The sequence below is a fragment of the Streptomyces sp. NPDC007164 genome (assembly GCF_040634135.1).
In the GTDB taxonomy this organism is placed as follows: Bacteria; Actinomycetota; Actinomycetes; order Streptomycetales; family Streptomycetaceae; genus Streptomyces; species Streptomyces sanglieri.
The window spans coordinates 186,062-199,675 of the sequence record NZ_JBEYFB010000002.1 but is presented as its reverse complement, the minus strand read 5'-3'; the positions used below and the strand labels follow the sequence as shown (position 1 = coordinate 199,675).

The 13,614-nt window shown below is 71.3% G+C and carries 13 protein-coding genes; 7 read left to right on the top strand and 6 right to left on the bottom strand.

Features of this window, described 5'->3' with window-relative positions; translation table 11 throughout:
- The first annotated feature begins 344 nt into the window (after positions 1-344).
- Positions 345-1,859 carry a 30S ribosomal protein S1 gene (gene rpsA, locus ABZ622_RS05430; protein WP_360540618.1) on the top strand — a complete coding sequence of 505 codons (1,515 nt, stop codon included), beginning with the start codon at positions 345-347 and terminating at the stop codon, positions 1,857-1,859.
- A 94-nt stretch (positions 1,860-1,953) separates the two neighbouring features.
- On the opposite strand, the gene ABZ622_RS05425 is transcribed toward rpsA, so the two are convergent.
- Positions 1,954-2,916 (bottom strand): right-handed parallel beta-helix repeat-containing protein, encoded by a 963-nt coding sequence (locus ABZ622_RS05425; RefSeq protein ID WP_360540616.1) that lies wholly within the window; start codon positions 2,914-2,916, stop codon positions 1,954-1,956.
- Between the two features lie 454 nt (positions 2,917-3,370).
- Between ABZ622_RS05425 and ABZ622_RS05420 the strand changes: the two genes are divergently transcribed.
- The 3 genes from ABZ622_RS05420 (at position 3,371) to ABZ622_RS05410 (ending at position 5,401) form a co-directional block, all read left to right on the top strand.
- Positions 3,371-4,309: a PAC2 family protein gene (locus tag ABZ622_RS05420; RefSeq protein WP_360540614.1), complete on the top strand. Its 939-nt coding sequence runs from the start codon at positions 3,371-3,373 to the stop codon at positions 4,307-4,309.
- A 40-nt stretch (positions 4,310-4,349) separates the two neighbouring features.
- Positions 4,350-4,955 carry a dephospho-CoA kinase gene (coaE, locus tag ABZ622_RS05415; protein ID WP_360540612.1) on the top strand — a complete coding sequence of 202 codons (606 nt, stop codon included), beginning with the start codon at positions 4,350-4,352 and terminating at the stop codon, positions 4,953-4,955.
- A gap of 77 nt (positions 4,956-5,032) precedes the next feature.
- On the top strand, positions 5,033-5,401 hold the full coding sequence (locus tag ABZ622_RS05410; protein WP_124718274.1) for a tetratricopeptide repeat protein: 369 nt from the start codon (positions 5,033-5,035) through the stop codon (positions 5,399-5,401).
- Positions 5,402-5,437: 36 nt separating this feature from the next.
- Here the strand turns inward: ABZ622_RS05410 and ABZ622_RS05405 are convergent, their stop codons facing one another.
- Positions 5,438-5,716, bottom strand: a complete 279-nt coding sequence (locus ABZ622_RS05405; RefSeq protein WP_360540610.1) for a DUF6343 family protein — start codon at positions 5,714-5,716, stop codon at positions 5,438-5,440.
- Between the two features lie 77 nt (positions 5,717-5,793).
- Between ABZ622_RS05405 and ABZ622_RS05400 the strand changes: the two genes are divergently transcribed.
- On the top strand, positions 5,794-6,912 hold the full coding sequence (locus tag ABZ622_RS05400) for an ADP-ribosylglycohydrolase family protein (RefSeq protein WP_360540608.1): 1,119 nt from the start codon (positions 5,794-5,796) through the stop codon (positions 6,910-6,912).
- A gap of 48 nt (positions 6,913-6,960) precedes the next feature.
- Here the strand turns inward: ABZ622_RS05400 and ABZ622_RS05395 are convergent, their stop codons facing one another.
- From ABZ622_RS05395 to ABZ622_RS05385, 3 genes are read right to left on the bottom strand one after another with little or no spacing between them, the layout of a single operon-like run.
- Positions 6,961-8,058, bottom strand: a complete 1,098-nt coding sequence (locus ABZ622_RS05395; protein ID WP_360540606.1) for a tyrosine-protein phosphatase — start codon at positions 8,056-8,058, stop codon at positions 6,961-6,963.
- Between the two features lie 41 nt (positions 8,059-8,099).
- A complete protein-coding gene (locus tag ABZ622_RS05390) occupies positions 8,100-10,091 on the bottom strand; it encodes a hypothetical protein (protein ID WP_360540603.1) in 1,992 nt (663 codons plus the stop codon).
- 6 nt (positions 10,092-10,097) lie between these two features.
- Positions 10,098-10,994, bottom strand: coding sequence for an SGNH/GDSL hydrolase family protein (locus tag ABZ622_RS05385; protein WP_360540601.1), 897 nt, complete (start codon positions 10,992-10,994; stop codon positions 10,098-10,100).
- Positions 10,995-11,188: 194 nt separating this feature from the next.
- Between ABZ622_RS05385 and ABZ622_RS05380 the strand changes: the two genes are divergently transcribed.
- Both ABZ622_RS05380 and ABZ622_RS05375 read left to right on the top strand, forming a co-directional pair.
- Positions 11,189-12,400, top strand: a complete 1,212-nt coding sequence (locus ABZ622_RS05380; RefSeq protein ID WP_360541015.1) for a helix-turn-helix domain-containing protein — start codon at positions 11,189-11,191, stop codon at positions 12,398-12,400.
- Positions 12,401-12,467: 67 nt separating this feature from the next.
- The gene (locus ABZ622_RS05375; RefSeq protein ID WP_360540599.1) at positions 12,468-13,178 is read left to right on the top strand and encodes a class I SAM-dependent methyltransferase; all 711 of its coding nucleotides are present in this window, start codon (positions 12,468-12,470) and stop codon (positions 13,176-13,178) included.
- A gap of 64 nt (positions 13,179-13,242) precedes the next feature.
- Here ABZ622_RS05375 and ABZ622_RS05370 read toward each other — a convergent pair whose 3' ends face one another.
- Positions 13,243-13,590 carry a hypothetical protein gene (locus ABZ622_RS05370; RefSeq protein WP_360540597.1) on the bottom strand — a complete coding sequence of 116 codons (348 nt, stop codon included), beginning with the start codon at positions 13,588-13,590 and terminating at the stop codon, positions 13,243-13,245.
- Positions 13,591-13,614 lie beyond the last annotated feature (24 nt).

Genomic DNA, 13,614 nt, shown 5'->3' with positions numbered 1-13,614 from the left:
ACCTGTGAGTACGGCTCCCGTGCCCATGGGTTTGTCTCCTGGGGCCGATCTGGCCTCGGGGAACACGAGTTGTGCCGGATATGCGCCGTTGCGCCCCCGGTGTGCGCCTTCGCGCATTGACCGTGCCCGGCTGCCCCCGTATGCTACAAGTTGCGCTGCGAGCCTGCGCGCCTCAGACCTAGCAGGCCGCGCTCGCATCTGTTGTATGTCCCCTCGGTTCACGAGGCGCCTCCCGGTCCAGCGGGTTCGGTGTTTCCCGAGCTGTCCGGCTTCTGCAGAGGTGATACGGGCTCCCGGCGTAGCAGTACCTACGACTCACTGTCCGTACCGGAGCCCTTTCCCACATGACGAGCAGCACCGAGACCACCGCCACCACTCCGCAGGTTGCGGTCAACGACATCGGCGACGCGGACGCGTTCCTCGCGGCGATCGACGAGACGATCAAGTACTTCAACGACGGCGATATCGTTGACGGTGTCATCGTCAAGGTTGACCGGGACGAGGTTCTCCTCGACATCGGTTACAAGACCGAAGGCGTCATCCCGAGCCGCGAACTCTCGATCAAGCACGACGTCGACCCGAATGAGGTCGTCAAGGTCGGTGACGAGATCGAGGCCCTGGTTCTCCAGAAGGAGGACAAGGAAGGCCGCCTGATCCTCTCGAAGAAGCGCGCTCAGTACGAGCGTGCCTGGGGCACCATCGAGAAGATCAAGGAAGAAGACGGCATCGTCACCGGTACCGTCATCGAGGTCGTCAAGGGTGGTCTCATCCTCGACATCGGCCTCCGCGGCTTCCTCCCGGCGTCGCTCGTCGAGATGCGTCGTGTCCGCGACCTTCAGCCCTACGTGGGCAAGGAGCTCGAGGCGAAGATCATCGAGCTGGACAAGAACCGCAACAACGTGGTCCTGTCCCGCCGTGCCTGGCTGGAGCAGACCCAGTCCGAGGTTCGCCAGACGTTCCTCACGACCCTGCAGAAGGGCCAGGTCCGCTCCGGCGTCGTCTCCTCGATCGTCAACTTCGGTGCGTTCGTGGACCTCGGCGGCGTCGACGGTCTCGTGCACGTCTCCGAGCTGTCCTGGAAGCACATCGACCACCCCTCCGAGGTTGTCGAGGTCGGCCAGGAAGTCACCGTCGAGGTTCTCGACGTCGACATGGACCGCGAGCGCGTCTCCCTGTCGCTCAAGGCGACGCAGGAAGACCCGTGGCAGCAGTTCGCCCGTACGCACCAGATCGGGCAGGTCGTTCCCGGTAAGGTCACCAAGCTCGTTCCGTTCGGTGCGTTCGTGCGCGTCGACGAGGGCATCGAGGGTCTGGTCCACATCTCCGAGCTGGCCGAGCGCCACGTGGAGATCCCGGAGCAGGTCGTCCAGGTCAACGACGAGATCTTCGTCAAGGTCATCGACATCGACCTTGAGCGCCGTCGCATCAGCCTCTCGCTGAAGCAGGCCAACGAGGCCTTCGGTGCCGACCCGGCCTCGGTCGAGTTCGACCCGACCCTGTACGGCATGGCCGCGTCCTACGACGACCAGGGCAACTACATCTACCCCGAGGGCTTCGACCCCGAGACCAACGACTGGCTCGAGGGCTTCGAGGCTCAGCGCGAGGTGTGGGAGACGCAGTACGCCGAGGCGCAGACGCGCTTCGAGCAGCACCAGGCCCAGGTCATCAAGTCCCGCGAGGCCGACGAGGCCGCTGCTGCCGAGGGCGCTGCCGCCCCGGCCGGTGGCGCCCCGGCTGCCTCCGGCGGCAGCGGTGGCGGCGGCTCGTACTCCTCGGAGTCCGCGGACAACTCCGGCGCCCTGGCGTCGGACGAGGCCCTGGCTGCCCTGCGCGAGAAGCTGGCGGGCGGCCAGAGCTGACGCTCTGCCCCCTCCGGTCGATGATCGACCGCAGTAGCTGAAAAGTGAGGCCCGCTCCCCTCGGGGAGCGGGCCTCACTCGTTCCGGGATCCGATTACGGTGTGACCGCGATGTTGGTCAGCCCCTTGCCGCCGGTCACCGTGTTGCCGCTGTACACGGTGGTCGGGCAGTCCGTGCCGTAGTTGGTGACGTTGACGGCGAGCTGCTTGTCGCCCTTGGCGCCGGTCAGGTCCGAGGTGTTGTCGCGGAAGACGGTGCCGCAGCCCCAGCCGCTCTGCTGGGTGTGGGTCTCGTAGCCGTTGTTGGTCGTACGGGAGCCCTTGTTGCCCTCGACCAGGACGTCATTGCCCTTCACGTCGACCCAGGAGTCGTCGTAGTTGGCGCCGGTCAGTCCGCTGCCGTCGAAGGTGTTGCCGATGATCCTCGCCCCGGTGGTGCCCTCCTTGATGTCGACGTTCTCGCCGCCGACCCCCGGGCCGATCGTGTTGTCCAGGATCTGGACCCCGTCGCTCCGGTCGGAGAGATCGCCGGCCGTGCCGACGTAGACGCCCTCGCCCATGCCGCGGCCGTCGTGCCCGGTGTCGTAGATCCGCGAGTTCTTGACGACGCCGTTCCTGCTGGACCTGCGGAAGTGGACGCCCTCCATGTCCAGGTCGTGCACGGTCACCGAGTCGATGACGACGCCGGTGGCGGTGTCGGCCATGATGCCCTTCTGGCCGCCGGTGACGGTGATGCCCTTGACGGTCCAGTAGGAGGCACCGTCGAGGTGCAGTCCGTAGCCCCCGCCGGCGGTGAGGACCGCCTTGGCCGAGCCCGTCAGGGTGATCCGGGCGGAAGTGGTGCCGGGGACGGTCGCCTTGAAGTTGCCGGTGTATGTGCCGTCGGCGAGCCGGATGGTGTCGCCCGGGGCCGCGGCGGTGAGGGCGGACTTGAGCTGGGCGGCGGTGCTCACGTCGATGACCGTCGCCGCGCCCGCCGCGGTGGCGGAGGCGAGGGCGAGGCCGCCGGTGGTGAGCGCGGTGGCCAGCAGGGCGGGGAACAGAGTGCGGGTGCGCATGGGGGGTGCCTTCCCGTCGAAGGAGTCCGAGGTTCTCGTACATGAATGTGGGGCGAGTCTCTGAACGTTCTGCCCAGTGACGGTAGGGACGGGGTGTGGCCCTGTCAATGTCTGGACCAATGCTTGGCGAGGGTGGGCCGGTGAAGCGGGTGAACCGGGGAACGGCTGTGTGGTGCACGGGGAGCTGACGGTCCGTTGCCCGCCCGTGCGCGGAGCCGGCGGCCAGGGGTCTGCCATGAACTCGGCTTCACCGGCCCGTTGTTCACCGACATGAACATCAACGCCTGTGCCCCGAGCGGGAGGGCGGACGCCCGCCACCGGAGCCCGCCTTGCGGGCCGTACCCGGGTTCTCGCATCGGATCCGGCATGAACCGGCGGGTGAAAGGGCACAGTCCGGGAATGCCTGTGCCCTGCCGGACGTTCTTCTCGACGAACACGAGGAGGAGCGGTAACCGTGCCTGATCCGCAGAGTTTGTACGAATGGGAGCCGAAGGGCCTGGCCGTCGTCGACATGGCGCTCGCCCAGGAGTCGGTCGGCCTGGTCATGCTCTACCACTTCGACGGATACATCGACGCGGGCGAGACCGGCGAGCAGATCGTGGACGGTCTGCTCGAAACGCTGCCGCACCAGGTCGTGGCCAGCTTCGACCACGACCGTCTGGTCGACTACCGCGCACGACGCCCGCTGCTCACCTTCCGGCGCGACCGCTGGGCCGCCTACGAGACCCCGACGCTCGACGTCAGGGTCGTGCAGGACGCCACCGGGGCGCCCTTCCTGCTGCTGTCCGGGCCCGAGCCCGACGTGGAGTGGGAGCGCTTCGCCGCCGCCGTCGAGCAGATCGTCGAGCGCCTCGGTGTCCGCCTCGCGGTGAATTTCCACGGCATCCCGATGGGCGTCCCGCACACCCGCCCCGTCGGCATCACCCCGCACGGTAACCGCACGGACCTCATGCCCGGCCACCGCAGCCCCTTCGACGAGGCGCAGGTGCCCGGCTCCGCCGAGTCCCTGGTGGAGTACCGGCTGATGGAGGCCGGACACGACGTCCTCGGCGTCGCCGCCCACGTCCCGCACTACGTCGCCCGCTCCGCGTACCCGGACGCCGCGCTCACCGCGCTGGAGTCGATCACGGCCGCGACCGGCCTGGTCCTGCCGAGCGTCGCCCATGCGCTGCGCACCGAGGCGCACCGCACCCAGACGGAGATCGACCGGCAGATCGACCAGGGCGACGAGGAGCTCGTCTCGCTCGTCGAGGGCCTTGAGCACCAGTACGACGCGGTCGCCGGATCCGAGACCCGGGGCAACCTGGTCGCCGAGCCGGTGGACCTGCCGTCCGCCGACGAGATCGGCCTCGAATTCGAGCGGTTCCTCGCGGAGCGCGAGGGGGACGCCTGACCACCCCCGCCGGTCACCCCCTCGTACTAGGCTGCCGGGCATGCTGAAAGTGGGCCTGACCGGTGGGATCGGCGCCGGCAAGAGTGAAGTGTCACGGCTGCTCGTCGGATACGGGGCCGTGCTGATCGACGCGGACCGGATCGCCCGTGAGGTCGTCGAGCCGGGAACCCCCGGGCTCGCGGCCGTCGTCGACGCGTTCGGCGCCGGCATCCTCACCACCGACGGCACCCTGGACCGGCCGAAACTCGGCTCGATCGTCTTCTCCGACACCGACCGGCTCGCCACTCTCAACGCGATCGTCCACCCCCTGGTCGGCGCCCGCTCCGCCGAGCTGGAGCGGGCCGCGGGCCCCGACTCGGTCGTCGTCCACGACGTCCCCCTCCTCACCGAGAACGGCCTGGCACCGCTCTACGACCTGGTCGTCGTCGTGGACGCGAGCCCCGGGACCCAGCTCGACCGGCTCGTACGGCTGCGCGGCATGACCGAGCCCGAGGCCCGCGCCCGGATGGCCGCCCAGGCCACCCGCGAGCAGCGGAGGGCCGTGGCCGACCTGATCATCGACAACGACGGACCGCTGGAGGACCTGGAACCGCAGGTCCGCAAGGTCTGGTCGGAGCTGACCGGGCGGGCCGCCGCGGCCGGCTGACCCCGGCACCGGCCGGACCGGAATACCCGGTCGCGGCCGGACGTTGGGAACCCGGTGACGAAGGAAAGGACGAGACCGTGCCCGAGAGGACCCCGGAGACCGACGTCATCGACTTCCGCGCGGCCGAACACCTGCTGGCCGCGCGCGACCCCAGGGGCGCGGTGAAACTGCTGGATTCGGTGATCGCGGCCCATCCGGAGAACACCGCGGCCCGGCTGCTGCGCGCCCGCGCGTTCTTCGCCGCCGCCCAGCTGCGCCCCGCCGAACTCGAATTCGAACTCGTCCTGGAGCGCGAACCGGACAACGCCTTCGCGCACTTCGCGCTGGCCCGTACCTTCGAGCGCTCCGGCCGCACCGACCGGGCCGCCCGCCACTTCCGGCTGGCCGCCGCGCTCGACCCGAACCCGGAGTATCTGAAGGCGGCCCGCTTCCCGGCCCAGGACTGACGGCCGGCGCCGGGCGGGCGCGCCCCCGGCGGCGCTTCAGTGCCCGTACCTGCCGCGACCGCCGTGGTCGGGTTCGTACGGCGGGATGTTGCGACCGGGCTGGTAGTGCGGGCCCTGGTGGATGTGGTGGACGATCACGGTCAGATCCACCAGGACCAGCAGGAGCAGCAGGCCGCAGGCGGCGGCCCAGCCCGGCCGGTCGGTCAGCGCGAAGGCGGCCAGGCCGAAGACGGCCCAGGCCAGCCCCCATAGACTCAGCCAGAGCCGCAGCCGCAGTGGGCTGCGGGCAGTCGTCGGTTCATTGCCGGTACGCATGGCGATCGCCTCTTCTACCAGGATGGACCCGCGACGGCGTTTTGGGACATCTCGACGTCGGACTGAGGAGAGCGTGCGTGAACGGCACATCGTGGGAGGGCCGCACCGGCCGCAGGGCGAGGGTGCGTGGCTGTCTGTTGGGCGGGGCGATTGGGGACGCGCTGGGGAACCCGGTGGAGTTCCTGTCCCTGGCCGGTATCCGCCGGGCACACGGTGAGCACGGCGTACAGGGCCTGCTCCCGGACGAGGAAGGGGTCGTCGGACGGGTCACGGACGATACGCAGATGACCCTGTTCACGGCCGAGGGGCTGATCAGGGCCCATGCCCGGACGGCGTCCGAGGGGATCGGCGGCGCCGAGACCGAGCTCGTACGGAACGCCTACCTCCGTTGGCTGGACACCCAGAACCACCCCGCGCCGCCCATCGCGGGCGGTGACAACCCGATACGCACCGGCTGGCTCCGGCAGCAGCCCTGGCTCTACGCCCGCCGGGCCCCCGGCAACGCCTGTCTGACCGGGCTCGCCACCGGCCACCTCCCCGAACCGACGCGCCGGCTCGGTGAACCCGGACCCGTCAACACCGGGTCCAAGGGGTGCGGCACGGTGATGCGGTCCGCCCCCTTCGGGCTGCTGGGCCAGGACGCCGAGGCGGGCTTCCGGCTCGCGTACTGGTGCGCGCAGATCACCCACGGTCACCCGACCGGCGCGTACGCCGCCGGGGCCCTCGCCGCGATCGTCACCCACCTCCTGGAGGGCGACTCGACGGCGGGCGCCGTGCTGAGGGCGATGGAGCTGCTGCGCCACCACCCGGGGCACGAGGAGACGACGGCGGCGCTGCGGGCCGCCGTGGATCTGGCCGCGGAGGGTGCGCCGACCGGCGAGAAGGTGGAGACGCTGGGCGCGGGCTGGGTCGCCGAGGAGGCCCTCGCCATCGCCGTGTACTGCGCCCTGGTGCTGCCCGGCGCCGACCAGGTGGCCCCGGCGCTGCTGCTCTCGGTCAACCACTCGGGCGACAGCGACTCCACGGGAGCGATCTGCGGCAATCTGCTCGGCGCACGCCACGGGGACGTACACCTTCCGCCGTCCTGGCTGGTGTCGACCGAGGGCCGCGCGGTGATCACCGAGGTGGCCGACGATCTCTGCCTGGAGGCGGAGCACGCGGTCGCCTGGCCGGCCGGACGGTACCCGGTGTGCTGACGGGCGGCGGGGTCACCACCGTTCGGCACACCGGGTCTTGACGCCGCGTCAGTCGGTCAGCAGCTTGGTGCGCAGGGCGGCCACCGTCGCGTCGTCGAGCTTCAGGCCCTCGCGTACGTAGGTGTCGAAGTCGCCGTAGATGTGGTCCACCTCGTCGAACGCCGCGCGCAGCCAGCTCAGTTCGACGGCCTTCGGGTTGCCCAGGTAGTCGTTGCTGGCGAGGAAGTCCGCCTCGACGGTCTCGCGCGGGACGCCGAGCAGGGTGAGCAGTACGGCAGCGCTCCAGCCGGTGCGGTCCTTGCCCGAGCTGCAGTGGAAGACCGTCGCACCGGAGTCGTTCGTGGCGACGGCCGTGAGCAGGTCGCGGAAGGCGTAGTCGGCGCCCACGAAGTTGACCATGAACGGGTAGCCGATGGACTGGCCGAGGTCGGACGAGCCGGAGAACAGCCCGGCCGCGATGGCCTCGGCCAGTGTCATCAGGGCCGAGTCGTGGAAGCGGATGCCGTGGCTGAGCGACACCACGTCGGCGACCTGGTACTTCACACCGGCGGGCACCCGGTCCGGGTCGTCGTGCCGCTCCACCGCGTTGCGCAGGTCCACGTCGAGGGTGAGCCGCTGGGAGACCAGGCGCTGCTGCTCGGCGTCGGTGAGCTTGTTGACCTTGTTGGAGCGGTAGACCAGCCCCGGGCGGACCCAGCGGCCGTCGGTGGTGCGGTAGCCGCCGATGTCCCGGAAGTTGCGGGCGGACTCGATCCCGAGCGAGCGTTCGGCAACGACCAGCGGGGAACCGCTGTCCGGCACCAGCCGGAAGTACCAGCGCCCCGCCTCGGCGAGGGCCGCGGCGGGGACGGTCAGCGAACCGGTGCCGGGGGCGGTGCCCACCGGGGTGCCGGTGGTGGCGTCGGGGGAGGTGACCGCGGTGACGGTCACCGAGCCGGCGGCGGAGGACCAGGAGATCGTGTAGCCCCCGTCGGCGGCGCGCTTGGCGGTGGCCGCGGTGAACGGTACCGCGGCGGCCCGGGTGCCGGCCTCGGCGCTCGCCGCGGGTGCGCCGGCGGGCGTGGCGGCGAGGGCCGGCGGTACGAGGACCGTACCGGCGAGCAGGACGGCCGCGACGGCTGCCTGGGTGATGCGGTGCGTGCGCATGGTGCTCCTTGTCTGCATCCCTGTCAGGGGGGTGGGGGGTGTCAGGAGGCGGGGACGGCGGTGCACGGCGTGGTGCCGCAGACATTGATGACACGGCCGGTGGTCAGGAAGGTGGCCTTCTGCTGACGCGCGGCCGACGAGTTGCGGGGGTCCGAGTGCGGATCGTGGCCGTACTGCGGCCCGTTGGGCGGGGTGTTGGTGAGCGGCGGGGTGGGCGTACCGCTGTCCCACACCGTCATCGCGGAGCCCCGGTAGGGCAGTTGGCCTCGAAGGACGGTCCCGATGCCCCAGTACGGGACGGTGTCCGGGCTGCGGCCCGGTGCCAGTGCGGGGGCGATCAGCCGGGCGCCGAGGGTGCGCGCCTCCACGTCGGCCGCCGCGTTCGCGACCTGGTGGTCCCCGTACGCGATGTGCATCAGCACCTGATGGCGGTCGGTGAGGTGGCTCGCATACCCATTGGTCTCGCCGCGGTCCCACACCATCTGGAACAGCTGGAGGACGATCTGCTGGCGCAGTTTGTCCGGGTAGGAGAGGTCCAGGACCTGCTGGAACGGGGCGAAGTCGGCGCTGCGGTTGAGGAGCAGGCCGTAGTTCATGCCGGTGACGCCGAGGACTCCGCGCCGGATGTCGGGCGAGGCGGCCATCAGCGCGCCGCCGAGGATTCCGCCCTGGCTGTTCCCGTCGTAGCCGATGCCGTGCCGGGTGTCGACGAGCGGCCGGCCGGCCGCGTCGCGGAAGGCCGGGTCGGTGCTCAGCCCGTCGGCGTGGATCAGGGCGCGGGCGAGGAAGAGGGCGTTCAACATGCCCTGTTCGCTGCGTTCGGGGACGGCGGGGAAGAGGTTCGGGTCGGCGAGCGCGCCGAGCACCGTGGGAATGTCCTCCTCGGCCATTCCGATCCAGTCCGTCGCGCAGAACGTGAAGTTGTGCTCCGCCGCCATCGCCTTGACATTGCCGGCGCCGACCTCGGAACGGCGGCCGAGGAGGCCGTGCCCGTAGAGGGCGGGGTGCGAGGCGGCACGGAAGGCTGAGCGCGGTATCTCGCAGCGGAACGTGGCGAGCTGGGTGTTGAGCGGGAGCTGCCGGGGCAGTCCGTCGCGGCCGCGGTGCAGTACGGAGCCGGGCGGGCCGCCGGGCAGGTTCAGATAGCTGGGCACCGTGATCCGGCCGGTCACCTCCCGGGCGATCCGGGGGTCCTGCTCGGCCGTGAAGTCGGTGACCTGGGTGACGGCGAACCCGGGGGAGCGGCCGCCGAGCCGGCGGAACGCGTCGTCGCGGACGGTGAAGAGGTCACCGGTGAGACCGCGGGTGCTCGCGACGGTGAAGTCCCAGGCCAGATACAGCCCTTCGGACCGCACCCCGGCCCTGCGCAGCGCCTTGAGGGCCGGGCGGAGCTGACGCTGCCGGGCGCGCAGCGGATGCCCGCCGGGCAGCGTCCTCCCGGCGACGGCGGCGAACGGATCGGCCGCCGGGACGGTGCGCCCCGCCCCGTCCTTGAGGTTCCGCAGGGCGACGGCGTAGTGGTGGCCGTCGCGGAAGTTGCGCGCGGGATGGATCAGCAGGGCCCGGCGTGCGGGGTCGGTGGCGTTGGAGTCCGGCTCCGCCCAGTACGGCCACCGCTCGCCGGTCCGGGTGTCCAGCAGTACGACGGGGGCGTCCGGGGCCAGGGAGCGGCCGATGTCGGTGATCGGGGCCGCGCCGGTCGCCGCCGGGTCGAGGCCGGGGACGTGCGCGATCAGCGTCGAGCCGGGGGAGAAGCCGTCGGACCGGTTCCAGGCCGTCGGGTCGACGGGCCGGCCGGCCGTGGCGTGCGGCAGGACGGCGGAGTCGAAGGCCACCCGGCGGCCGGTGTCGGTGGCCGGGTCGGGCCGGGTGTACCAGTCGTTCGGGAACGGCAGCAGGCACTCGACGGGCGCCAGCGGGTCGCAGCCCGGCCCGGACGGCCCGGCGGCGTGTGCCGGCCGGGCGTCCGGGACGAGCAGGGCGGCGGCGCCGAGCGCCGCCGCCAGCAGCCCGCGCAGCAGGCGATGGAGCAACTCCGGTCAGCTCCCCTGGAGGCGCGCGCCGATGATGGCGGCGTAGTTCGCCTCACCCTTGCGGTTGGGGTGCAGCGGGGCGGCGGCCGCGGTCGGCACGTAGCCCTCGACCCACTTGTCCGACGGGGCCTGGCAGGAGTCGTGTCCCTTGCTGGGCGTGGCCAGATCGATGTACTCGGCCCCGTGCGCGGCGCTCTGCTCGGCGATCGCCGAGTTCATCCGGTCGACGCTGCCCTGGAGGAAGTCCGCGTCCACCGGCAGGACCGGCTGTAGCGGCCAGCAGCCGCCGGGCTTGATGTACAGCCCGTACCCCGTGACGATCACCCGGGCCTGCGGCGAACGCTGGTGGATCGAGTCCAGTACGACGCCCAGCTTCGGCGCGAACTCCGCGATGCGCTGCCCCACCTGGTCCACGCCGCCCTCGTTGTACTTCTCCTTGCACGGGGTGGCGTTCGGGTCGAGGGTGGTGCACTTCTGCGCGATGCCGACCAGTCCGGCGTCGTTGCCGCCGATGGTCAGCGTCACCAGGTCCGTGTCCGGGCGCAGCGCGTCGAACTGGGGCGGCGCCGAGCCCATCGGGATGTCGAGCAGCGACAGCGACTGCTTCTCGGTCATGTGCTTGGAGGCGGCGCCGCTGCACGTGACGTCGGTCAGCGAGGCGCCGAGGCGATCGGCCAGTTCGTGCGGGTAGTTGTGCGTCGAACGGCCGCAGGCCACCGGCCCCGTGATGTCGGGGATGAGCGGTCCCGAGGCCATGGAGTCGCCGAGCGCGACATAGGATGTGGCGCCGTCCGTACCGGCGGCGGATGCCGGTACCGCACCGGTCCCCACGGCCAGACCGGCCAGGGCGAGCGCGCCCATGACGGTCCTGGCGGAACGACAGATGCCCTTTTTCTGCGGCATGTTCACGGAATCCTCCGACGGTGGGGGGCGGGAACGTGGCATGGCGTGTGACGCCGGTCATCATGCAGACTCAAGTGCCGTCGTTTAACTGGTGGGTAACGCAGACTTCTGCGGGGGAACTTGTGACGCGTGACAATCGGCCGCTCGTCATCACGGGCGAGCACGGTGTCCCGGGCGGGCCGGGGAGCCGTCCGCTGTCCATCGCCGGACGTCCGGTCGCCGCACAGCTGCGTGCCCGGGTCCCGGCCCTGACCGGCCGTGTCGTGGCCCGGCTGCTGGCCGACCTGCCGGTCTACGCCGATCTGCCGCACGAGGAGATCTCCGGCGACATCGCCGACATCGTCCAGCACAATCTGCGGCTCTTCGCCGACGTCGTCGAGCACCGCCGCCCCGCCACGGACGCCGAACTCGCCCAGCAGCGCGACTCGGCGGCCCAGCGCGCCGAGGAGGGCGTGCCGCTGGACGCGATCCTCACCGCCTACCAGGTCGGCACCGCGATGTGCTGGCAGGAGACCGCGAAGGGGGCGCTGCCCGGCGATCTCGCCACCGTCCTGGAGATCATGGACCGCATCATGGTCCTTCAGCAGCAGCTGACCTCCGCCGTCAGCGGCGCGTACCTGGAGGCCCGGCAGATCCTCGACAGCCAGGACCACGGCGGCCGGCACGCCCTGATGGCCGCCCTGCTGACCGGTGAACCCCTGGACCGCTTCACCCACCGCACCGGACTGCGCCCGGCCGCCCGCTACCTCACGATGACGCTCGCACTCGCCCCGCACCCCGACGAGCTGAATCAGCCACCGGGGCCCGGCGCGGGCGTCGCGGCCCGGCGCAAGATCCGCCGGGTCCGCACGGCCCTCGACCACTTCGCCGGAACGCCGGTGCTCACCGCCCTGGACGCCTCCGGCGGCACGGTGCTGCTGCCCGCCGCCGAGCCGCCGCCGTGGCACGGACCGGGCGGGCTGCGCGCGCTGATCGGGGAGGCGACCCGCGCCGCCGGGGTCCCCATCACGGCCGCCGCGGAGACCGCCGAGCCGGAAGCGGTGCCGGCCGCGGTGGCCCGTAACGCCGAGATCGTCGATCTGATCGCCCGTACCGGCCGGCCGCCCGGCCTGTACCGGCTGGCCGATGTACTGCTCGAATACCAGCTCAGCCGGCCCAGCGAGGCCCTGCACGGGCTCGCGCTGCTGCTGCGCCCGCTGGAGGCGAAGCCGGAGCTGCTGCGCACCCTGGAGACGTACCTCGAACTGGGCCTGGACCGGCGGGCCACCGCGGCCGCCCTGCACATCCACCCCAACACCGTCGACTACCGCATCCGCCGCATCGACCGGCTGACCGGCCTCTCCCCGGCCCGCCCGGCCGACCTCCAGCACATCAGCGCGGCACTGGTCGCCCGTCGCTCGGTGTGAGCCGGTGCGGGACGATCCGGAGCGGGGTGAGCGGAACTGCGGTCAACTGCCGTTCGTTCAACCGAACATGAGTGGACAACTGGTGCGTGAAGGGTATTCGGGGACGGGCCCCGGCGAGATCACACCGGACGGTTGCGCGGTCGAGCTGTACAGACGGCTCTCCGTCGGCGGCGAACCGGACGTGATCGCGGCGGCGGTGCCCGCCGGGGCGACCATTCTGGAACTGGGCTGCGGCGCGGGCCGGATGACGCACCCGCTGATCGGGCGCGGTTTCGAGGTCACCGCCGTGGACGAGTCGGCGCGGATGCTGGAGCACATCCGGGGCGCCCGCACCGTGCGCAGCCCCATCGAGTCGCTGGACCTCGGCGAGGAGCGGTTCGACGTGGTGATGCTGGCGTCGTTCCTGGTGCACGCGAGCGAGCACCGGGTGCGTGACGGGATGCTGCGGACCTGCCGCAAGCACGTCAAGGACGGCGGCGTCGTGCTCATCCAGCGCGAGGGCGCCGACTACCACACCGACCTGCCGCGGGAGAGGACCCATCCGGCCGGATACACCGTACGGATCGTCTCGGCGGAGCCCGTGGGGGACGGGGTGGACTCGGTGCATGCCGAGTACGTCTTCGACGACGCGCGATGGACCCAGACGTTCCGGTCGCGGGAGCTGTCGAAGGAACAGTTCGAGGGACACCTGGAGGCGGCGGGCCTGTCCGTCGACCGGTATCTCACGGACGACGGGATATGGGTGCGCGCGGTGCCGGAGCGGCCTCGGGGCGAGTGAGCCCCGCGGCCCGGGAGCGCCGGCTTCCGGACCGCGGACGGGCGTGGCGAACGAGGCCGGCCGGTCAGTGGACCGTGCTGTAGCTGCGCCAGGGCAGGGCGGAGCCCGCGTTGACATCGGTGACCGACCTCGCGACGTAGGTCGTGCCCGGACCGGTGCAGTTGCGGGTGCGGTACAGAATGATGTCGACCAGGGTGCCGTTGCTCACCACCTTGGCGCCCGAGGGGGCGAGCCGGTGGCAGCCCTTGACGGGCGGGCTGTTCACCGTGATCTCGACATTGCGCTCCGTCGTGTAGGCGATCGGTCCGACCGCGGTCCGGCCGAGGCCGGAACAGCCTGCGACGGTGAGGGTCAGGAGCGCGGTCCCGGCTGCGATGCCGAGACGGCGGCGTCGGTGAGCGATCACGGGCATGGGTGGGGTCCTCGTCTGTCTCGT